Annotated in this window: 21 protein-coding genes; 16 read left to right on the top strand and 5 right to left on the bottom strand. The window is 46.4% G+C overall.

Going from position 1 to position 21,619, the window contains the following annotated elements; all coding sequences use genetic code 11:
• Positions 1-234: 234 nt before the first annotated feature.
• The 5 genes from yycF (at position 235) to MHB85_RS30915 (ending at position 5,901) form a co-directional block, all read left to right on the top strand.
• Positions 235-957 (top strand): response regulator YycF, encoded by a 723-nt coding sequence (gene yycF / locus MHB85_RS30935; RefSeq protein WP_074092884.1) that lies wholly within the window; start codon positions 235-237, stop codon positions 955-957.
• On the top strand, positions 957-2,807 hold the full coding sequence (walK, locus tag MHB85_RS30930) for a cell wall metabolism sensor histidine kinase WalK (protein ID WP_076216658.1): 1,851 nt from the start codon (positions 957-959) through the stop codon (positions 2,805-2,807). Before yycF ends, walK begins: the two co-directional genes overlap by 1 nt.
• Positions 2,791-4,071: a two-component system activity regulator YycH gene (locus MHB85_RS30925; RefSeq protein ID WP_192136352.1), complete on the top strand. Its 1,281-nt coding sequence runs from the start codon at positions 2,791-2,793 to the stop codon at positions 4,069-4,071. The genes walK and MHB85_RS30925 overlap by 17 nt, the downstream gene beginning before the upstream one ends.
• A gap of 273 nt (positions 4,072-4,344) precedes the next feature.
• Entirely contained in the window at positions 4,345-5,088 is a 744-nt protein-coding gene (gene yycI / locus MHB85_RS30920; protein ID WP_017691456.1) for a two-component system regulatory protein YycI, read from the top strand.
• Between the two features lie 6 nt (positions 5,089-5,094).
• The gene (locus tag MHB85_RS30915) at positions 5,095-5,901 is read left to right on the top strand and encodes an MBL fold metallo-hydrolase (RefSeq protein ID WP_036671861.1); all 807 of its coding nucleotides are present in this window, start codon (positions 5,095-5,097) and stop codon (positions 5,899-5,901) included.
• On the opposite strand, the gene MHB85_RS30910 is transcribed toward MHB85_RS30915, so the two are convergent.
• On the bottom strand, positions 5,870-6,082 hold the full coding sequence (locus tag MHB85_RS30910; RefSeq protein ID WP_036611899.1) for a hypothetical protein: 213 nt from the start codon (positions 6,080-6,082) through the stop codon (positions 5,870-5,872). The two genes, MHB85_RS30915 and MHB85_RS30910, sit on opposite strands and share 32 nt — an antisense overlap.
• A 717-nt stretch (positions 6,083-6,799) precedes the next feature.
• On the opposite strand from MHB85_RS30910, the gene MHB85_RS30905 reads away from it, so the two are divergent.
• From MHB85_RS30905 to rlmH, 4 genes are all read left to right on the top strand, one after another.
• The gene (locus tag MHB85_RS30905; protein WP_192136351.1) at positions 6,800-8,077 is read left to right on the top strand and encodes a S1C family serine protease; all 1,278 of its coding nucleotides are present in this window, start codon (positions 6,800-6,802) and stop codon (positions 8,075-8,077) included.
• Positions 8,078-8,374: 297 nt separating this feature from the next.
• The gene (locus MHB85_RS30900) at positions 8,375-8,899 is read left to right on the top strand and encodes a hypothetical protein (protein WP_244661173.1); all 525 of its coding nucleotides are present in this window, start codon (positions 8,375-8,377) and stop codon (positions 8,897-8,899) included.
• Positions 8,900-9,233: 334 nt separating this feature from the next.
• A complete protein-coding gene (locus tag MHB85_RS30895) occupies positions 9,234-9,401 on the top strand; it encodes a CxxH/CxxC protein (RefSeq protein ID WP_017691462.1) in 168 nt (55 codons plus the stop codon).
• A 673-nt stretch (positions 9,402-10,074) separates the two neighbouring features.
• A complete protein-coding gene (gene rlmH, locus MHB85_RS30890; protein ID WP_091012223.1) occupies positions 10,075-10,554 on the top strand; it encodes a 23S rRNA (pseudouridine(1915)-N(3))-methyltransferase RlmH in 480 nt (159 codons plus the stop codon).
• A gap of 44 nt (positions 10,555-10,598) precedes the next feature.
• Here rlmH and MHB85_RS30885 read toward each other — a convergent pair whose 3' ends face one another.
• A complete protein-coding gene (locus tag MHB85_RS30885; RefSeq protein WP_091012225.1) occupies positions 10,599-11,510 on the bottom strand; it encodes a helix-turn-helix transcriptional regulator in 912 nt (303 codons plus the stop codon).
• Positions 11,511-11,609: 99 nt separating this feature from the next.
• On the opposite strand from MHB85_RS30885, the gene MHB85_RS30880 reads away from it, so the two are divergent.
• Both MHB85_RS30880 and MHB85_RS30875 read left to right on the top strand, forming a co-directional pair.
• Positions 11,610-12,551 (top strand): alpha/beta fold hydrolase, encoded by a 942-nt coding sequence (locus MHB85_RS30880; RefSeq protein WP_192136350.1) that lies wholly within the window; start codon positions 11,610-11,612, stop codon positions 12,549-12,551.
• On the top strand, positions 12,527-13,117 hold the full coding sequence (locus MHB85_RS30875; protein ID WP_244661172.1) for a YdeI/OmpD-associated family protein: 591 nt from the start codon (positions 12,527-12,529) through the stop codon (positions 13,115-13,117). The genes MHB85_RS30880 and MHB85_RS30875 overlap by 25 nt, the downstream gene beginning before the upstream one ends.
• A 176-nt stretch (positions 13,118-13,293) precedes the next feature.
• Here the strand turns inward: MHB85_RS30875 and MHB85_RS30870 are convergent, their stop codons facing one another.
• Entirely contained in the window at positions 13,294-13,500 is a 207-nt protein-coding gene (locus MHB85_RS30870; RefSeq protein WP_341074295.1) for an IS110 family transposase, read from the bottom strand.
• A gap of 557 nt (positions 13,501-14,057) precedes the next feature.
• On the opposite strand from MHB85_RS30870, the gene pyrH reads away from it, so the two are divergent.
• Positions 14,058-14,795 (top strand): UMP kinase, encoded by a 738-nt coding sequence (gene pyrH / locus MHB85_RS30865; RefSeq protein WP_192136349.1) that lies wholly within the window; start codon positions 14,058-14,060, stop codon positions 14,793-14,795.
• A 273-nt stretch (positions 14,796-15,068) separates the two neighbouring features.
• On the opposite strand, the gene MHB85_RS30860 is transcribed toward pyrH, so the two are convergent.
• Positions 15,069-16,091, bottom strand: a complete 1,023-nt coding sequence (locus MHB85_RS30860; protein ID WP_192136348.1) for an MBL fold metallo-hydrolase — start codon at positions 16,089-16,091, stop codon at positions 15,069-15,071.
• A 165-nt stretch (positions 16,092-16,256) separates the two neighbouring features.
• On the opposite strand from MHB85_RS30860, the gene MHB85_RS30855 reads away from it, so the two are divergent.
• The 4 genes from MHB85_RS30855 to MHB85_RS30840 all read left to right on the top strand — a co-directional run bounded on the left by MHB85_RS30855 (position 16,257) and on the right by MHB85_RS30840 (position 20,858).
• The gene (locus MHB85_RS30855; RefSeq protein ID WP_192136347.1) at positions 16,257-17,267 is read left to right on the top strand and encodes a fumarylacetoacetate hydrolase family protein; all 1,011 of its coding nucleotides are present in this window, start codon (positions 16,257-16,259) and stop codon (positions 17,265-17,267) included.
• 91 nt (positions 17,268-17,358) lie between these two features.
• On the top strand, positions 17,359-17,940 hold the full coding sequence (locus tag MHB85_RS30850; protein ID WP_192136346.1) for a TetR/AcrR family transcriptional regulator: 582 nt from the start codon (positions 17,359-17,361) through the stop codon (positions 17,938-17,940).
• Positions 17,941-18,253: 313 nt separating this feature from the next.
• The gene (locus tag MHB85_RS30845) at positions 18,254-19,339 is read left to right on the top strand and encodes a 5-methyltetrahydropteroyltriglutamate--homocysteine S-methyltransferase (RefSeq protein WP_192136345.1); all 1,086 of its coding nucleotides are present in this window, start codon (positions 18,254-18,256) and stop codon (positions 19,337-19,339) included.
• A gap of 28 nt (positions 19,340-19,367) precedes the next feature.
• Positions 19,368-20,858 (top strand): aldehyde dehydrogenase family protein, encoded by a 1,491-nt coding sequence (locus MHB85_RS30840; RefSeq protein WP_192136344.1) that lies wholly within the window; start codon positions 19,368-19,370, stop codon positions 20,856-20,858.
• Between the two features lie 217 nt (positions 20,859-21,075).
• Here the strand turns inward: MHB85_RS30840 and MHB85_RS30835 are convergent, their stop codons facing one another.
• Positions 21,076-21,528, bottom strand: a complete 453-nt coding sequence (locus MHB85_RS30835) for a HEAT repeat domain-containing protein (protein ID WP_091012234.1) — start codon at positions 21,526-21,528, stop codon at positions 21,076-21,078.
• Between the last annotated feature and the right edge of the window lie 91 nt (positions 21,529-21,619).

The following is a 21,619-nucleotide window of genomic DNA, read 5'->3' as shown; positions in this document are numbered from 1 at the left end:
GGAGGCAAGGTTGGCTATAATGCTGGCCTTGTTTTTTGCTGCTGTAAAAAATTTTCAGATGAAAGACCTTCCAAGCCCTTGATCGGGATGTGACGGTGCTTCAGGTATGTTAAACTAGAGAGTATATACAACAAACTAGAGAAACAAATCAAGCAGGCTTGGTACAAGCTAAACATAGAAGAGAGATATAAACGCTAACGCGGATTAAGCAGGATATAGGGGTGAACTTAGCCGATGCAGGGGAAGATTTTGGTGGTGGACGATGAACAGCCCATCGCAGACATTCTGAAGTTTAATTTGGAAAAAGAGGGGTACGAGGTCATCTGTGCATTTGATGGCATTCGTGCGGTTGAACTGGCGTTATCCGAGAAACCTGATCTGATGCTGCTGGATCTGATGCTCCCGGGCAAGGATGGTATGGATGTATGTCGTGAGGTGCGCGCTCATCTGGAGATGCCGATTATTATGCTTACCGCCAAGGATGGCGAGATCGACAAGGTACTCGGGTTGGAATTGGGTGCGGATGATTACGTGACCAAGCCGTTCAGTACGCGTGAGTTGCTTGCACGGGTGAAGGCACAGATGCGCAGACGGCAAAAGCTCGCGATTACGGCTGAAGCGCCGGAAGATGAGGAAAAGCAGGTCATGCGGCTATTCGATCTGGCGTTTGATATGGACATGTACACGGCTTACAAAGGCGGGGAACCGCTCGATCTGACCCATCGTGAGTACGAACTTCTCTATTATATGGCGAAGCATTCTGGCAAGGTTATGACACGAGAACATCTGCTGCAAGCGGTGTGGGGATACGAATATTTCGGTGATGTACGCACCGTGGATGTTACGATTCGTCGTCTGCGTGAGAAGATTGAGGAGAATCCAAGCAAACCGGAAACGATTCTGACACGCCGCGGGCTCGGTTATCTCGTGCGCAGTGCCAAAAGCGTGGGGATATAATGGGCCGATTCGCGCGATTCTCGTTCTTCCGAACGATTCAGGCGAAATTGATCATTATCTATGTACTGCTGATTCTGATTGCGATGCAATTAATCGGCGTTTATTTTGTGAGCGCGATGAAGAACTCACTGACGAGCAACTTTACGGAAGACCTGCAGGCGCGTGCGGAAATGCTGTCGGTTCTCGTGGGGGAAACGATGGCGGGCGGAGAAGCAGAGGCTGGCGAGGACAAAACGGAAAATCTGCGTGTGCTGGTGAACAACCTGTTCAACATTAACGGTGCCGAGATTCAGGTGCTGGATGCCAGCGGAAAGGTACTGACGACCTCGCTAAGTTCACATTCAGACTATGTGGGGCGCAAAAACACCCAGACCGTTGTCAGCCGTGCACTGCAAGGCATTCGGGACAATGAGGAATATATCGTGGACGAGGATAATGTTCGCAAAAAAGTCGTCGCCAAGCCGGTGCTGTCCGGCGGCAAGATCATTGGCGCGGTCTACATCGCGGCATCCATGAACGAGCTGTATTCCACGATGGAGGGAATCAACAAAATATTCATCTCCGGCATTCTGATTGCCTTGGTGTTAACGGCGGTGCTTGGCGTGATCCTATCTCATACGATCACGCAGCCGATTAAAGAAGTGACTCGGAGAGCGACAGCGGTCGCAGAAGGTAACTTTGATCAGCAGACACCTGTATTTGGCACGGATGAGATCGGTCAACTCAGTCGGGCTTTTAACTATATGACCAGCCGACTTAGGGATGCACTTTCACTGAATGAAGAGGAGAAGGAGAAGTTGACTTCCATTCTGACCAATATGAGTGATGGTGTGGTGGCTACGGATGAGTACGGTAAAGTCATTCTCGTAAACCGTCGTGCCAGCAGCATTCTGGGTATGCATCCTGCGGATATTGAAGGAAGACACTTCGCCATATTACTCGGCATTGATCCGGAGGATGCGGAAGCCCTCGCGAGTGGTTTCACAGGTTCAACTTTGCTGCAGATTGCACCCGCTGGACAAGAAGAGCCCGTGGTTATTCGGATGACGTTCACACCAGTTCATCGGCGTGAACGGGGGATCACGGGAACGATTGCCGTACTTCAGGATGTTACCGAGCAGGAAGAGCTTGAGGCATCCCGGCGTGAATTCGTGGCCAATGTATCCCATGAACTGCGTACCCCACTGACTACGATCAAGAGTTACGCGGAAGCACTGGATGACGGTGCACTGGAAGATCCGCAGCTTGCCGGTCGTTTCGTTGGTGTTATACAGAACGAGACTGAGCGAATGATACGACTGGTTACGGATCTGCTACATTTATCGCGGCTGGATTCCAAAGAGGCTTTGCTGCGGAAACAACCAACTGACATTCTGGAAATGTTGGAGGAAGTGACGGATCGCTTCTCATTCCAGATGCATCAGAAGGATATTCAGCCTGTACTATCTGTGGAGAATGATATTCCGGCTGTTCCACTGGATCGTGACCAGATTGATCAGGTGCTCGATAATGTCGTGTCCAACGCGCTGAAATATACATTGGAAGGCGGCACTATTACGATTGCGGCTAGACGCAGTGATGAACACACACTTGCCATCTCGGTATCGGATACCGGAATGGGTATCCCACAGCGCGATTTGGATCGCATTTTTGAGCGGTTTTATCGGGTGGACAAGGCTCGTTCCCGCAGTATGGGAGGCACAGGGCTAGGACTGTCCATTGCCCGGGAAATTGTGAAGGCACATGATGGCAGTATCTCTCTGGAGTCTGAGGTAGACGTGGGAACGACAGTAACGTTCACTTTGCCGATGCGTGAGAAAGGGGGTGAGCACCGTGAAGGAACGGATTAAATCCTTGGTGCTTGCTGCCCTTGTTGTAGCCAGTCTGGTTCAGAGTTATTTTCTGATCTACCGTTTGCCCGGAGGCGGTGATTCCATCGTGACGTCAGAGACGAACTATGTGAAGACGGAAAATATGGGTCAGGAACGCAATATTGAAGAATTGATCTTCCCCGATCAGATGATTATTCATCTGGGTCAGGATAAACATACGGTGTTTTACCCTGGCAATACGTTCTATCAGTTGATCTATTCACGGCTACAGGGGCGAGCGTTCGATGATTTTCAGCGCCGCAGTGTGCAATCGGTGAACTGGGATCAGATTCGCAAGGAGAACCCTGGGTTTGAACTATCGTTCAAAGAAGGTATTCCAGTAGCATTGTTACAGCGAGTGATGAGGCTCGGGACGGATTCCTTATTCCAAGGGGAGACCATTAACCGAATCTCGATCTATACGTCCAAAAATGAAACGAAGGCCCATGCGCTGTTCTTCAGCGCCAAGGGAGACGTGGTATACGAAGCAACGCAGGCGGATCTGACAGTACAAGACATACAGCAGCATGTTGACTTCGGTACGAACTGGACGCCATATACCTTGATGGATGGCGGGTATTATATCCCTGCGGAAGCGTTGGAGACGATTGAGGCGGATGTACCAACAGGTCAGTTCACGGTTGAGCAGATGCAGCGCAGTCTGTTCTTCGATCCAAGTATGACCCGGAATATCCGGGAAAAAGATGGATCGGAGATCTACACGGACAGTAAACGTAGTCTGCAGGTAAAACAGGAACAGCGCTGGATCAGTTATACTGATCCGGCAGCACCGCCAGCAGGACAGATTGATCCTGCGAAGGATGCGTTGTCTGCGGTTGATTTTGTGAATCAGCACGGGGGCTGGAAAGGCCGTTCGCGGATGATGCTGGGGACCGTGGAAAACAAGACACGGCTTGAATTCCAGCAGTATTACGGCAGTTATCCGATTATGGATTCCATGCAGTTCCGCTTTGGAACGATCAGCATGGAGATGCAGCAGGAGACGGTATCCAGCTATGAACGATCGCTGGAATACCTGAACGAAGGTGCAGAGACGAAGAAATCGGTCAAGTTGCCTGGCGGAGACAAGCTGAAGGCTCTTATTAAAAAGGTAGCAGGTGAGAATCGTCAGGTTGTGGACGTATACCCGGCTTATCGTCCTTCTTCGATTGAGGACGGATTAAAGCTGATCCCGGTATGGGTGATCCGTTTTGGAAACGGTGAAGAGACTACCGTATCTTGATAGGTTATAGTCTTTAAACCAAAGAGTAGCTGTACTTTATCACTACGCGTGCAGAATAACCTTTCGATCGCTGTTACCCCCAGATTTCTTGAATTCCCTTTTAACACGGGAGAAATCTGGTGGTAAAGGCGAACGCTCCGCTTCTTCAGGTTATTTCTGCCCTCTCCGTTATCGTATAGCTTTAAGTTCAAAGGCTATAAACGGCCAGTTCCGGTGGAAGGTGTAGGCAACTTGAGAAAGTATTGCAAGCAGCTAGTTTAGGGGGTGAATGTTATGGATTGGGGACGGGCGAAAAATGTGTTGATCTATGCCTTTCTGCTGCTCAATCTGGTGCTGGGTTACCAGATCTGGATGGATGCACGAGAGACGGCCGGAGCCAATCTGGACTTCACCTCACTGGCAGATAATACACAGCAGGCGATGGAAGAGAAGGGCATCCAGGTGCTGGCTCCGATTCCGAATGAAACGCCGAAGCTGCCGAAGTTGTCCTATGAGTTCATTGAAGAGGACAAGGCTGGTGTGGATATGGAGCTGGAACAGCCTGTAGATAGCAAATTGATCTTCTCGCAGAGTGAGCTGGAAGATGCTTTACAGCGAGAGATTCCACAGATCGGCACATACCGGCTGGATCAGCTGATGGCCGAGGATGGAGCTTTTGTACTTCACCCACTGGTGGATGGCAAATGGCCGCTCTTCAATGTGAGTCTGGAGCTGTTCTACAGCGACCAGAAAATAACAGGTTACCGTCAAACTCCAGTGCGGATTACAACCGCAGAGGAGAGCGATCAGCAGGTGCTTCCGGCGTCGAAGGCGCTGGGAACGCTGATCGAGAACTTTTTGCCAAATGATGCAATTGTCAAAGATATTCAGCTGGGCTATTACGGCCAGTTGTTCAATTCAGATATACAGGTAGCGATGCCGGCATGGCGGTTCGTGCTGGAAAGTGGCGAAGTGTTGTACGTGCAGGGCATCAGTGGGGATGTATTCAGTCCCAAGACAGACAAACCAGGGGAGTAATGCGTTATGGGGATATATTTTACCGTGTTATCCAGCGGTTCGACAGGTAATGCCACAGTCATACAGCATGGGGGTACCTCTCTCATGATTGATGCGGGTCTTAGTGCGAAGCGATTGGATGCACTGTTTCAGGAAAGGGAGATTTCTGGGGCAGAATTGGACGGGATTCTGGTTACACATGAACATTCCGATCACATTAAAGGACTAGGCGCGATGTCTCGGAAATATAATTTACCAATCTACGCGAATCTGAATACGTGGGCGGCACTGGAGAAGTCGGTTGGGGCGATTCCAGAGGAAAACCGGAGGGTATTTGAGACGGGTGAAAAGCATGATTTTGGGTCACTGCGCGTGGAATCCTTCGGGATATCGCATGATGCAGCTGAGCCGGTAGGGTATACGTTCGATGATGGTACGGAGAAGCTGTCTGTTGCAACAGATCTTGGGTACATGAGCGACAAGGTTCGCGATGCCATCTCTGATTCTGACGTACTGGTGCTGGAAGCGAATCATGATGTCGAATTGCTGCGTATGGGGCGTTATCCGTGGAACACCAAGCGCCGAATTTTGAGCGATATTGGGCATTTGTCGAACGAAGCAGCAGGAGCAGCGCTTAGTGAACTGATGAACGGACGCATCAAGCGCACGTATCTGGCACATCTTAGCCGAGATCATAATATGATGGACTTGGCGAAAATGTCGGTGCGCGACGCGATGGAGAGCCGTGGATGTTTTTACCGGGATCATGAGTTCAAACTCTGTGATACGTATTACGACCGTCCTACGCCATGGGATAGGGTGGGTGAGCCATAAAGCTGTCCAGTTCGGCGGCTTTGCGCTCAACTTCCTCGCGGGTCAGGATGCCTTTATCAATAAGCAGTTCAATGATGGTACTGAGTGCAAGGGTATTGCGATAGTGTTCTTCCTTGAGATCGGCCAGCTTGGCCGCCATATGAACTTCATCCATGGCTGTGAGTGTACGTGTGCGATCCATATATATCCTCCTCTATGAAGCTTCGAATTGTCTTTTACTATTATTGTAGTCAGGCTTGATGGAAAACATTCCTCTTTTTGCCGCTAACATTTGTGTGATGAGACGTGTATGCTGAACCTGTGACGATGCAGGGGTGAAAAAGTTCTTCAAATTTAACCAAAATGGCGCTTAGCGGACCGGATTTTGTGGTGATAGATACTATGGACCTTTATTGTTAAGCGCGTTATAGCGGAAATTTGCTTTAATTTTCGTAAATATGCAACTTTTTGTGATTTGACGTGTTTAGTATATGAGGAGCATTGTGATTTTGGCTGTTTTGCGTGTGAAATGGCATGTCATAGAATGCGAGAGCATGATTGATAGAGTCACTGACAGAATGGCGTGTCCGTTCTGTTGTACATAGACGCTGTATCTTGATTTGATGCCGGGATGCGGCGATATGCAAGACCATTTTATAAAATTGCAAAAAAGCATGGGAAACCGTTGGAGTCTTCACGTAACGAAGACGACAGAAGAAACCTGAAGAAACAAAGTGTTCGCCTTTAGGAACAAATTTTTACCTTGGAAGAGGGGAGCAAAAAAATTTGTGAGTAACTGCGATCGGAAGGTTCGTCTGTTGGCGGAGTGGTGTATGTGAGAACTCCATCGTTGATCCATGCGACAACTTAGGCGGCAGTCAGGGTCTTGATGCGTGACAACGAAGGGGAGAGGATCACGATGGGATTGTTTGGAGACGATTTTTATTCAACCAAAGTATCAAGACGCGCCGAACCTGAACAGAAAGGCAAACTTCAGATCATCCGCCCTGGGGGCAGAGCACGTGGACGTGACCGCTGGAGCAATCCGCGCAGATCGCGTACGGGAATCAGTTCCACAGTGAAGGTAGCTGTGATTAGCTCGGTGATCAGCTCCATCGTGACCGTCATGCTGTTTAGCTTCATCACACAGCCCACATCGTTACCGCTGGCGAATGCTACAGGCAACGGTGGTGGAGGCGGTGCACAGACAGCGCAGGCAGCTGATCCATACGACCGGATTATCCAGGCAGCAGCCCATGTTCGTCCTTCCGTGGTGAGCATTGTGAACCATAAAACGGGTAGCAGTCTATCGATGGAAGATTCGGCGCTGGGCTCAGGGGTCATTTTCAAGAAGGAAGATGGCAAGGCCTACATCATGACCAACCACCACGTCGTGGAGGGTGCGAGTGATCTGGAGATTGTGACCGTAGATGGGGAGACACACAAAGCGAAGCTGGTTGGTAAAGACCGGGTAAGTGACATTGCGGTACTATCCGCAGAAGATAAAGGGCTGGGTGCAGTGGCGGAGATCGGTGATTCCAGCAAACTTCAGCGCGGTCAAACGGTGCTGGCGATCGGGAACCCGCTCGGTCTTGGCGGTACGCTGACATCCGGAATTGTCAGTTACACGGATCGTATTCTGCCTGTATCGATTAATCAGGACGGCGTGTACGACTGGGAGCAAAACGTGATCCAGACGGATGCGGCGATTAATGAAGGCAATAGCGGCGGTGCTTTGGTTGATCTAAACGGCAAAGTCGTAGGAATTAATACCATGAAGATCTCGGATACGGGGGTTGAAGGACTCGGCTTCGCGATTCCGATGAACGAAGTGATGAAAACGGTAGATTCCCTGCTACTGAACGGCAAAGTATCTCGTCCATACCTGGGCGTGTACACGGTTGATCTGAGCAACCCTTATGCACCACTGGATGACGAGCAGCGTAAGGATCTGAAGCTGCCATCTCATGTGGACAGCGGTGTGGTTGTGCTGGAAGCATCCGGTCCGGCATCTGATGCAGGTATGAAGCTGAATGACGTCATTACGGAATTTGACGGGCAAAAAATTAGCTCCACGCTGGATCTGCGGAAATATCTGTACGATGAGAAGAAGATTGGGGATACGATTGAAGTGACCTTCTACCGGGATGGCAAAGCGGAGAAAGTATCGGTGAAGCTGACGGATAAACCGGAATAAGGGAAGTTCAACGAAACCTTTACTGTTGCGTGGATTGAAATAGGGCAATGCTAGAAGAGTGATCAGATCTACTGACCACTCTTTTTTAGTTATTATGGATGAACGTATGCATTCGACAGTAAATGAGTAGATTAACCATTTTTATGTTCTCATGATCAGTTAGACCCGGAGCCAAAGGAGCAGATACATAAGACTAGGGCTGTGGTAAACTGTTGTCAATATGTTGGAGACGGTCGCTGATGCAATAACATCTGTTTGTCGATCTAATTTTATTTCCGAATGGAAGGGGTATTTTTGATGAAACATTTGAAGAAAAAGATGCTTGGGGGAACGAGCTTGGCGCTGTCCCTGTTTATGCTGTCTGCCTGTGGATCTGAGGTAGCTACGACAGGAGCATCTGTAGATACAAGTGCTCTGCAAGAGAAGATTACTGGCTTAGAGAAGAAACTGGTGGAACAGGGGGCCAAGAACAGTGAGCAGGAACAAAAGATCGCAGAGCTTGAGGCCAAGTTAAATGAGCTAAGTACAAATGTGATTGCGGTAGGTCAGGCTGGTGGTCAAACGCCTGTAACATCGGGAAACAACGGATCGGCCGGTAAAGGCGATGGGGTGCTGATTACGTTTGCCCAGTATGAGAAGCTTGAGGTTGGCATGTCGGTGGGAGATGTCATCGAGATCCTCGGCGGCGAAGGTGAAGCGCTGAGTGAAGCGGAGAATATGGTGGTTTACAACTATAAAGGCACAGCTGGCAATGGTGCCAATGCTGTTATTGCTTTTCAAGGCGGGAAGCTGTTGACGAAGGCACAGTCGGGATTGAATTAAAGAGCGTGGAATAGAGACAATTCATGGAATGGAACAGGGGACAAGTAACTCTGTTTTCGTAATTCAGGCACAGGAGCAGGATTCATTCGCTATGTTGAGTGATTGTTGCTGTTACAGGAGCATTCTTTTCGGTACCGTGGAGGTATCAGGAAGAATGCTTTTTGTGTTCTTTTACGGCGTACGGAGGGGTTTGGGAGATGTTGGGTACGATAAATTAGGGCAGGGGGTTTCTTTTCGGTGGCAGGTGTGATAGAACTGAGAAGTGGCTATCCTGTAATGGGATAAGCGGTTGTGAATCGGGAACATAGCTGGTTACAGAAAGGATGCTTAACGGATGTACGTTGTATGCAAAGAACACGTGGACATTGCCATCGACATGTTTGTCGATGAGTATGAGGACGCTCCAGATATCGTTGATCTGAAGGAGACGGAATTTGCCGATTGGGACCCGCCTGCGAAATGCGCAGAGTGCGAACAGCATGCGGAATTTCTCGTCGTTTAGCGTACTGTAGGACTTAGACGGCTGGAGGCGTGCTTAATGTGGCACTTCGGGCTGACTTTCCATCCGGTATGAACATCACAGCAAGAAGCCAAAGAGAGCGTGATGAGCGCTCTTTTTGTGTTTGTGGGGGTATTAGTGTAGTTGGTAGGCTGTGTGGAGCTTGGCAAGGGTAGTAGGGGTTAACGTGGGAGTAGGCGAGAGTAGAAGAAGCTTAAGGTAGGTAGGTGCCGAGTCCCGAGTTGGGATTGAACTAGGTTGTAGTAAATTTGCAAGTTGTAGGTATAAAAATGGAAGCCGCTGGGGCATGGGGAAAGTGACGTAGGGTGACGGCGATGTGGGTAGGGACGTGGGTGTGGCGGGGCGGAGTAACTCTAAAGAACCTGACGGATCTTATTCGGGGCAAATACCGCCTGGTTGAAATCTAACGAATCGTAGACACGTTATATTGCTGAAATGGCCTCGAAAGTGGTGGGGAGAGCTCGGTGGGTGCGGAATAGCGTGTTTCAGATTCGTTAGATTTTAAAGAAGCCGAAATGGGGCTGATTAAGGTGTGGGGTTCGTTAGAATTTGGAGAAATGTGTAGTATAGGTACAATACAGTTGGAACGAACGGTGCGATGAAGCATCTTACTTATAGAATATCTCGTAAGACAATTTAGGAGGAATGGATTGTTATGTTTATTCAGATTATTGGCGTAGGCAAATTGAAGGAAAAATATTTGACGCTGGGCATTCAGGAATATACCAAGCGGCTCGCCCCGTACATCAAGTTTCAGATGATCGAGGTCGCAGACGAAAAGGCGCCCGATACCCTGAGCGAAGCTGAGGTTCGGGCGGTAAAAGAGCGCGAGGGCGAACGTATCCTCGCGCATGTGAAGAGCGAGGCGCATGTTGTTGCGCTCGCATTGGATGGCCAGCTCTGGAGTTCTGAGGAGCTGGCATTGGAGATCGACAAGCTCGGCACGTATGGGACGAGCCATGTCGTGTTTGTCATCGGAGGAAGCCATGGGCTCTCCGATGAGGTGTTGCGCCGCGCGAAGCAGCGCTTGAGCTTCGGGCGCATGACCCTGCCGCATCAGCTTATGCGGCTGGTGCTGGTGGAGCAGATTTATCGCGCGGTGAAGATAAATCGGGGTGAACCGTACCACAAGTAGGGCGAAAAGTTGAGTTGAAGGTTGAAGCTTTAATGCTAAATATATCAGGAATAGTTCTCCATCATTTGATATAAATAATTTCGAAAGTCTTCAACATAGGACTTGGGCTCTACAATTTTTAGATGAGTGCCGAAGCTTGCTAACAATTGAAATCCCATATGATTTTGTGGGACATAAATAGTTGCTAATAAAGATCCACCATTATGGTCTTCAATACTTCTTCGACCATACCTTTCGATGATTTGATCTTTTATGCTAGGCGATATCCATGCCTTAATCGTGACGAATTGCGGTAGATAACTTGCAACGCGACCTTGCTCTGACCAATCGTCTCTAGGATGAAACGTACGTTCATCCATCGTAATATGATCGATCCGCGATAACTTGAATGTTCGATATCCCTGTCGATGTAAACAGAATCCTTTCAAGTACCAACTTGATTCGTTGAAATGCAGCTCATAGGGCTCGACCATTCTATTCGTTACAGCCCCGTCTTTATCTGTATAATCAAACGAAACCAGCCTTTTTTTAGAAATGGATTCTTGACATATCTTTAAGGTTTCAAGAATCTCGGACCGACCTTCCCAAACATAAAACGACAGTTGAATGGAACGATTCAGAGACAATGGACTAACCATTGCCTCTATTTTTTTTATCGTTCTTTCCACTTCTTCAGTAAGGAGGAGTTGTTCCAATCCGCCGAGCGCAGCCAATATATTCTGTAAATCGGTGCTGCTTAGAAGGCGTTTATCGACCTTGTATTCGTCCATTATGCCGTAGCCGCCTTTGACGCCATTGACAGAGTAGATTGGGATGTTCGATAAGCTCAATGTTTCCATATCGCGAAGGATCGTTCTTTTGGAGACATTGAATAGTTGTGAGAATTCCGTTGTAGAAACAATCTCTTTCCTCAGCAATATCATGATAATCGAAATGAGTCTCTCCACTTTATTCATAATTGCCCTCTTTTTTTACATGATTTTATAAAGGTGACACTAAGGTGTCACCTTTTATCCATTATACTACATGTATCACAAGAAGGAGGTTTTAATTCAATGTTTAATCCAACCGATTTTCCCAAGCCCAGCCTTATTTCAGTCAACAGTGTGGAACTCGAAGTGTTTGAAGCAGGCCGAGAAAACGCTGGAAAACCTATTGTACTCTGCCACGGCTGGCCAGAGCATGCCTATTCTTGGCGCCATCAGATGGACGCACTTGCCGCAGCAGGCTACCATGTCATCGTTCCCAACCAGAGGGGTTACGGCAACTCATCCCGTCCAACCGAAGTAACAGACTATGACATTGAACACTTGTCGGGTGATCTCATCGCGCTTCTCGATCACTATGGATACGAGGATGCTACCTTTGTCGGTCATGACTGGGGTGCATTCGTCGTTTGGGGACTGACCTTGTTGCATCCAAACCGCGTCAATAAAGTGATAAATCTGAGCTTGCCTTATCAAGAGCGCGGAGAAAAACCCTGGATCGAGTTCATGGAAGAAATACTTGGCGGAGATTTCTATTTCGTCCACTTCAATCGACAGCCAGGCGTCGCGGACGCCGTATTCGAAGACAATACATACAGGTTCCTTCGCAACCTGTACCGGAAGAACGAGCCTCTCAGAGCACCTGAGCCAGGTATGGCGTTGATCAATCTCGCCAGAGCAGAAACACCGCTCGGTGAGCCCATATTGAGCGAAAGCGAGCTGGCCGTTTACGTCTCCGCTTTTGAAACATCAGGGTTCACGGGCAGCATAAATTGGTACAGGAACCTTGACCGCAACTGGCGCTTATTGGCGAAAGTGAACCCAATCATCCAGCAGCCGACCCTCATGATCTACGGCGACCGGGATGTGGTTGCGAAGTCTGAAAACCTGACAAAGTTCGTGCCCAATGTGGAAGTGGTCAATCTGGATTGCGGTCATTGGATCCAGGAAGAAAAGCCGGAAGAAACAAACCAAGCGATTTTAAAATGGCTGGAACAATGGGAGATGTAGTGTTTTTCAACAACCAAGAAGAGTTTAATGATTGGTTAGAAGAACATCATGCTGAAGCTAGTGAAATTTGGGTGGGCTATTTTGGGATAAGTACAGGGCGTGCAAGCCTTACTTGGTCTGCATCAGTAGATGCCGCTCTTTGTTTTGGGTGGATTGACGGTATACGAAAAACCATTGATAAACAAAGCTATAAGATTCGCTTTACTCCGCGCAAAGTAAATAGTGTATGGAGTGCTGTGAACGTAAAGAAGGTAAAAGCACTAATACAGCTTGGAAAGATGAGACCAGAAGGAATCCACGTCTTTAACAACAGAACCGATGCACAAGGCTATTCCTCTGAACAAAGAAACGTGGAACTTGCCAAAGAATATGAAGAACAAATCAAGGCAAATCAAACAGCCTGGCTATTCTTCACTAATTTATCACCATCCTATAAAAGAGATTCTATCTGGTGGGTAATGAGCGCCAAGAAAGAAGAAACACGCTTAAGAAGGCTTGGAATATTGATCGCTTCATCTGAAGAGGGGCTAAAATTTCAACATTGCAAAAAAAATATTACAGAATGAGGAAATATAAATAACAAAAGAATTGTTAAAAGGATTTTTGGTACTGCATAAATCTGGGTCTATTGTTTCCCTGATCTTTAGGAGAGAGGAGCTACTGTATTTCTCAATCAATTAGGGTTTAATTCTCATCAAAAGTCAGAACGTTTTAAATGCGAGGCACAAATCAAATCGCTAAGTTAAGACTTCCTAAGCCGATTTGAGATGAGCGGATTAATAACAATATAAATATAATGATGTTCCTCTAGGAACTGAACTACGGGACTTTGATAATGACCGGTTGCTTCTAGAATAAGCAAAGGACGTTGTTGAGATGCAAATTCAACTTCTGTTAAAGCTTGAAGGAAATTTGCTAAACCATCTCGAGTGTGCTCGAAGTGGAATATCCCTTGGAATGGCTTTCCGCGCTCTAGAAAGGCTTGTCCATGGATTTCTTCTTAGAAATATCTAGACCGATAATTGGATTCATTTCATCTCCCCTTGTAAGTGTAGATTCACCGGCATCCCCTAAGGTTGATCTCTTGTCGCTCCATAGCATCGCTTGTTATACGGGATCTTACGTCCCAACCAGCCTCAATCATGGTCATGACAAGTAGGGGTGAACATTATAGCTCTCGGGATCAAGTCCCACGGGCAGGTACGTTCGACCAGGCTACTTTAATCCTCTATGCAAATGAAAAAGGATCAACCAGAAAGAACTGGTTGATCTCATAATACGAACGGGCAGGAGAGTTGAAGATCAAACGCGGGGAACCATACCACAAACGCGGGCAAGTCCTTTTGTGGAATTCTTTGTGGGGCTTGGGTTTGTATATATGCTGAAAAAGTACCCAGGGCAATTGCTTTTTGAGTGGAGCATCCTCGTCACATCCCACGAAAGGTGCCTGCCCAAACGGAATTCGCTCCCCGCGTTGTTCTCCAGTTTGAGCCTATGGTGTAAAAGTTGATAAGGTACAAAAGAGTTCTTATTAAACTAAGTGGTGGTGCAGTAGCTGGTAATACCGAGTTTGGATTTGAGCCAGAAAGGTTAGACCATATTGCGGATGAAATTATGTCAGTAGTAAATTTAGGCGTTGAAGTATCGTTAGTTATAGGTGGGGGTAACATTTTCAGAGGTAATATGGCGGAAAGCTGGGGGATAGAAAGGGCAGAAGCTGATAACATTGGGACGCTTGCGACTGTAGTAAATAGTTTAATGCTTCGTGGAGTTCTTAAAGCCAAGACCAAAAAGGAAGTACGAGTAATGACGGCAATACCTATTACTTCAGTTGCAGAACCATACATCCGTCTAAGAGCAATCCACCATCTAGAAAAAGGCTATATTGTAATTTTTGCAGGGGGGAACGGTCAACCTTACGTTACAACAGACTATCCTTCAGTACAAAGAGCCATCGAGGTTAATTGTGACGCTTTATTAGTTGCTAAGCAAGGTGTTGATGGTGTCCTCAATGCAGACCCTAAATTTGATAAAGATGCAAGGAAATTTCATTCGCTTCATTACAATGACGTTTTAAAACACAACTTAAAGGTAATGGACCAATCAGCTTTCATTTTAGCAAGAGACTACAATCTGCCAATGCATGTGTTTAACTTCGATAAACCAGGCTCGATGAAAGAAATTTGTGAAGGTAAGAATAACGGTACGATAATTAGTGGCGAATCAGTTTCAGAGTTAGAATGAAATATGTTAGAAATATACTCTATATGTTGTGGTCAAACTGTACTTTGTGCTTAGATACATCACGGTGAACCATACTATAAGTGACAGCGAAAATTTGGGAATAAAAGCATTTGATTGCGTAAACCAAGGAATCAATCAGCCATATCCATTTTATCTTCATAATTGGTTCTAAGCGTCGATTCTATTTCCGTGGAACAATTGAAAAAAACGGCCGCTGTTCGCATCGTTTGCGACAGGGCCGTTTTTTGTTGTTCGTACGCTAGCTTCGAATTGCTATTCTTGCCAAACGCTCATAGGGTCCCATGGCTTGATCTGATTGCCATATTTTCCGGCCAAAAAAGCTTTCATGTCTTCCAGCTTAGCAGGCACCTCGTTCCAAGTTGGAAGGGGTGATAACCCTCGTTTGCTTTTCAATAGGATATCCACTGTAACATACAAGCGTTCTGGCTGAATCCAATGAAGGAAGCGGGAAATATCAATTTGCTTGGTCAGGGACAAGGAATCAATTTCGTCATTGTAATGCTTGTTGAACTCGCTGATAAGGTTCAGGAGGTATTCCCTCTGCTCCTTCACGAAGTCCAGGCCGCAGATGGCGCCATGTCCTGGAACAACGATTTTGGGTTTAATTTCATCAATAATGCGATCAAGCACCTTAACCCAATTGAGGGTTCCCTCTTCGCTGTATGCCGTACAACCGTTAAACACGACATCGCCGGCGAACAGTACTTTTTCTTTTGGCATCCACAGCAGCAAGTCACTGTCGGAGTGGGCCGGAGCTACGTTGTAAATCAAGACTTCCGTATCGTCTAGACGGATGCTGATATCGTCCTTTATCTCAATATTCGGGTGTACCCATTCTACGCCTTCCAGGTTGAATCCTTCAAATTCCGCTGCAAAAAACCGCTCTCCCGAAGTCGATTCCTTAGAATCCTTTCCTCTTCTGATGACGTTGTCCATCCAGGTGATATTTTCGGTGAGACGCTCTCTGGATGCTTCCTTGTGCATAATAATGCAAGCATCTTCAAACACTTTGTTTCCCCAGGCATGGTCGCTGTTATAGTGCGAGTTCACCACATATGCGGGAGAGCCGCCGTTGCTTACTTCCTTAAAAGCCTCCCGCATTTCCCGCGCATGGAACAAATCGAAAAACGTGTCGTACACCAGCCCTTCACCCTTGTTGATGAACCCGGCATTGGCCCAACTGATGCCGCGATACGGCGAAATACCGGCAAAGACGCCATCTGCGACTTCAAAAAATTTAACGCGAGGTTTTTGGATAATACGTCCATACTTCATGAAAATTCTCCTTTAGGTATATGTTTTTGGGATAAGGCATACTGACTATGTCTGTAGTATAGAGAATGGAAAACATAAATGCAAGCGAGTGCTTGCATGCATTTACTCTATGATTTATGATCGTAACAGAACAACATCACACTACATGGATGGAGGCAATGCAACATGAAGCTAGTAACCTTTCAAACCAAGACATCCCAGGTACCTTTGTTTGGGGTCGTAATTAACGAGAACTTTGTCGTTTCTTTTGCTGCAATCATGAAAAAGCAGGGAACATTCTCTGACAGTCTTGAAAGTATGGACAGCTATCTTCATTATTTACCGGCAAGTTATGCTGCCGCTAAGGAATTGATGCAATATGCTGTCGAACAGTCGCATCAATTCAATGAAAATGAAATCTGTCCGATTGCAGCGGTAAAACTGCTGCCGCCGGTTCCGAATCTGGCTGCGCTTATCGATTTCGGGCTGACGCCAAGACATCTAAGAAATGCTGGCGTAAATCTGCTGCAAAGAGAATATACAGGGCCGGAAAGAGAAGAGCTTAAACAAAAAATCGCCGAAAAATTCCAGCAAGATCCGAATAAAGTGAATTTCAGTTATTACAAGTGTAACCATAATGCTTTAATTGGCGATGGCGATACCATTCATTGGCCATCATACTCTTCATACCTGGATATCGAGCCGGAACTGGCCTTTGTTACAGGGAAGGGGAATTGCATCGCAGGTTATGTTATTTTTAACGACAGTACTGTCCGTGATGTGCAGTGGCCGGATTTCCAGGCATTGACCGGACCGACGCGCTGCAAAGATTTTGATCGCAGCAAAGGAATAGGACCATTTCTGGTTACGCCGGATGAAATCGACAACCCGCTGGCACTAGATGTGGATGTACGCATCGGAGAGAGACTGCACTGGAAGGGAAGCACTTCCGAGTATTCTGCACACCCTGGGAAAGTGATGGAGGAGGTTCTCAAAGTTTTCACGCCGCTCCCGGGCACGATTATAGGTATGGGGACGATACCAGATTGCTGCGCAATCGAGACCGAACAATGGTTGTTGCCCTCTGACCGAATCCAGATTACATTCGATAAATTAGGAACGCTGACGCAATTTGTGCCTGAACATGTCAAGATTACGGAACCAAGCCGCTGGGAAAAAAGAAGCGATTTTCCTTAAATCAACGTCTTTGAAAGACTAACCCCGACCCTGCTGCATATGCAAAACTTGTAGTAGAATAGGCTTAACATATGCAAAAAGGAGAAATACAATGAATACTTCAGACAGAATCATTGAAGCCGCGACGCGGCTCATCAAAAAGAAGGGCTATCGGGGAGTAAGCACCAAAGCCATTGCAACGGAAGCTAAAGTCAATGAATCTACGATTTTTCGGCAATTTGGAAGCAAGCAAGGCATATTGGAAGCCATCGTTGAAAGGCATGCAGATATCCCGCAATTTGAGAAGCTGTTAAAAGAGGACGCGACCGATAATCCGGAAGTCGATCTACTGAATGTAAGCCAGCAGTACCGTTTGTTTTTCCATAAAAATGCGGACATCATTTTGATTGGCATCCGTGACAAAGGAATGCTTCCCGAATTGGACAGAGTGCTGGCCGATCCGCCAGTGAAGCTGCACTCCTTGCTGGTTGAATATTTTGAACGCCTGCAGAAGAAAAAAGTTATAGCTAGACAGGATGAACGTCTTACCGCTATGTCTTTTCTCTCGATGTGTTACGGATTTCAGATGAGCGAGCTGATTCACCAGCAATATCAGTTCCAACTCGTCACCGAGGAAGAGTTCTACAAACACAGTGTCTCATTGTTTGTTAAAGGAATTTTGTCTCAGTCATAAGCTTTGTTGATTTATATAAATATGCCTAAGACTGCTTTCCGCCTCCGCCTACTTCCATTAGTTTGTTCCATCCTCGTTGGTTGCGCTCTGTCGTCATGTTAAAGCCTCCTAGTAAGATTCAAGTGAAACGAATGACCACTGCACTTCGCTCCAACCTATAAATCCACTACCATAGAAGGTTGTGGATTTTTGCGTATTAAAGTCTTTTAGCTATTATTAAAAGCTATAACCAGCCATGCATTTTTCATATAACATACTATTTTTCCAATCATGCTATACTCAGTGAACCAAAAAGTTAGAAGGAGAAATAGTTATGATACCATTTCGTAATGATCATGTAGGTAGCTTTCTACGCCCTGCAAACTTAAGTCAGGCACGTGAACAATATAAATCAGGCAACATCACATATGAAGAATTAAGAGCTATAGAAGATAAAGAGATTATTCGAATTATTGAAAAGCAAAAGGAAAATGGCGTATTGGCCGTTACGGATGGTGAATTCCGCAGAAGCTGGTGGCATTTTGATTTTCTGAGTGGCTTGGATGGCGTAGAGTTGTATGAGCAAATAGACGGACCAAAATTCCATAATATGCAAACTCGCAAGGGCGGGATTCGTGTTGTTGGTAAAGTTGATTTCTCGAGTCATCCCTTTGTTAAGGATTTTGAGTTTTTGAAAAAGCATGCAGGTGACGCAGTGGCGAAACAGACCATTCCAAGTCCAAACATGCTTCTATATCGATTGGAAAATGGCGCCAATGTCTATACGGACCGAGAACAATTCCTTCAGGATACAATTGCGGCGTATCAAAAAGCCATTCAAGCCTTCTATGATGCAGGATGTAGATACCTGCAATTAGATGATACCGCTTGGGCAGACCTATTCTCAGAAGCTGGTCACGATAAGCTACGTGCTAAAGGTCTGGAACCGGCAGAAGAGTTGAAAACGATGCAGCGAATGATTAACGAAACTTTGGCTCATAAACCGGCAGATTTAGTTGTGACGATGCATATTTGTCGAGGTAACTATAAATCAAACTATTTCTCAACCGGTGGTTACGAGTACGCTTCTGAAGTTATCTTTGGAGGCTTAAACGTAGATGGATTATTCTTGGAATTTGATGATGAGCGCTCAGGTGGCTTCGAGCCATTACAATATGTGAATCGAACAGATTTGAAAATTGTGCTTGGTTTACTCACATCAAAAACAGGCGAGTTAGAGGATAAAGAACAAATTAAAGCTCGGATTGCAGAGGCGGCAACCTATGTACCACTTGAGCAACTATGTTTGAGCCCGCAATGTGGTTTTTCGTCTACAGAAGAAGGCAATATTTTAACGGAAGAACAACAATGGCGTAAACTTCGTTACGTTAAGGAAATTGCAGAAGAAGTTTGGAATTAATCCATTTAAATAACGGAGGGGATGTAAAATGACAATTCAAGCAGACCAAGAGACAATTATAGTTGAAGCGTTCATTAATGGTCAGAATGTAAAATCCCTTTCGCAGGTAGCAAAAGAGAATCCGGCCAACCCAACTGAGATCGTAGGCTATTTCCCTGTCACTACGAAAGAACAAGCCGTTGAAGCGATTGAAGCGGCGGCAGGGGCTTTTAAAACATGGAAGCAGACCTCGATTGACGAACGCATTATTATGATGCGCAAGGCGATCGAGAAGATTAGAGCAGCTGAGAATGAAATTGTACATTTGCTGTCTAGAGAGCATGGCAAGCCCCTTTATGATGCACACGGCGAAATTTATGTTTCGCTAATGTGGATGGAGTTTGCTTGTAATGAAGTTACATCGGCTCTACAGGAAGAGATCAAAACGCATGAGAATGGTAAAACCATTCTTTCCTATGATCCAATGGGTGTGGTTGCAGCGATTAGTCCATGGAACTACCCCATTGCCTTATCTACGATTAAGATTGCTCCTGCCTTACTTGCGGGCAACACGATTGTACTTAAACCTAGTCCATTTGCGCCACTGGCTGCAGCGAAAGTGGCCGAGATTATTGCGAGTGAGTTCCCGGCTGGTGTAATCAATGTCGTTCATGGTGATGCGGATGTGGGCGTTGAACTGACTACCAATCCTCATGTTACGAAGATCGCCTTCACAGGTGGAACCGCAACCGCTAAGCATATTATCAAAGCAGCTTCGGAAACGATTAAGGATATGACGCTTGAGCTTGGTGGCAATGATGCGGCGATCTTCTTGGAAAGTTTTGATGTTCATGATGAGCGAGCCATGCGACGGATTGTCATTTCTAATTTCTTAACAACAGGACAGATCTGTATGATCGCCAAACGTGTGTATGTACACCGTTCTATTTATGATGAGTTTGTGGAAAAATATATAGAGGCGGCGAATCGCTGGATTCGAATTGGTGATCCATTCGATTCAAATACGACGGTAGGTCCGGTTAATAACCTGAAGCAGAAAAATGTTGTGCTTGGTTTGGTTGAAGATGCGCAAAAGCGCGGGGCTAAGGTCATCCCTCTCGGGCAAATTCTGGATCAGAAGCTGTTTGACCAAGGTTACTACCTACAACCTACGCTTGTTTTGGGTTGCGATGTTCATGATCCGATTGTCGTAGAGGAACAGTTTGGCCCTACGGTTCCGATTCTGCCATTTGACGATGAAGAGCAGGTTATTCATCTACACAATGAAAGCATATATGGATTGACGAGTTCTGTGTGGGGGAAAGAAGAGGATGCTATCTCCGTCGCACGTCAACTCGAAGCTGGAACGACCATGATCAATACCGCTGCTGTGCAGGGGCTCGACGTTCGGTTCCCTTTCGGTGGCTTCAAGCAATCGGGAATTGGCCGTGAATACGGCGCAGAAGGGATCCGCACGTATACAGAAAAACATGTCATCAACGTTCCGAAGACACTGGATCTTCCTTATATACCAGAATAAATGGTATAGAGGTTGTTCAAAAAGGCTCTAACTTTGCGCTTTGTTTACTGATTTTTACGAATCAGTAGACAGGGCGTTTTTTTGTCAGATCAGTTTGTCAGTGGTGACTTTTTTCAGAGAAAAAAACCATATCTGATGGAGATGACACAGAAGAAATAAAGAAGCCACTCCATTTTTGGAGTGGCTTTGTATTCAGCTATTACACGGTGAACCGCGGCTATCTTCTACCTAGTGTCTCCCAAATTCCATGGAGCCAGGAGTCGAACTCAGCATCTTTGTCGCCCTCGTAAGTATCATAGAGATCCAGACGTGTCTTTTGCAGTTTTTCCTTAAATTCCTCAAATGTGTGACCTTCAGGAAGGCTTTTTTTGATCCGCAGCAAAATTTTGTTAGTCCCTTTAAACAGCTCACCTTTGTTTTTGGCAGGCATTTGTACATCTTCATCCAACTGGTTCAGCTTGAGATATGCGGCTTCGCGCACTTGAAACACTTGATCATTTTTCAAAACATGCTGCAGCAACTTAATGGTAGGTTCTGTATTCCAGTTCCCCAATTCGTTCACCGCATTCAGTCTGTCTCTCCAGCTTGACGTCCGATTAGCCGCTCGTTTGAGCTCTTCAAAGTTCTCCGGTAGTTCGTTAACTGCTCCAATATCATGGTTGTTCGTCAAAATTCAATCTCCTTAATCATCGCCATCTCGGCAGAATGATGAATGTTATTTATGTGATCACTATTATAGCACGAACCTGACTAAACTACTC

Source organism: Paenibacillus sp. FSL K6-4396 (assembly GCF_038002525.1).
Classification (GTDB): Bacteria; Bacillota; Bacilli; order Paenibacillales; family Paenibacillaceae; genus Paenibacillus; species Paenibacillus amylolyticus_B.
This window is presented reverse-complemented; position numbering and strand designations above follow the sequence as displayed.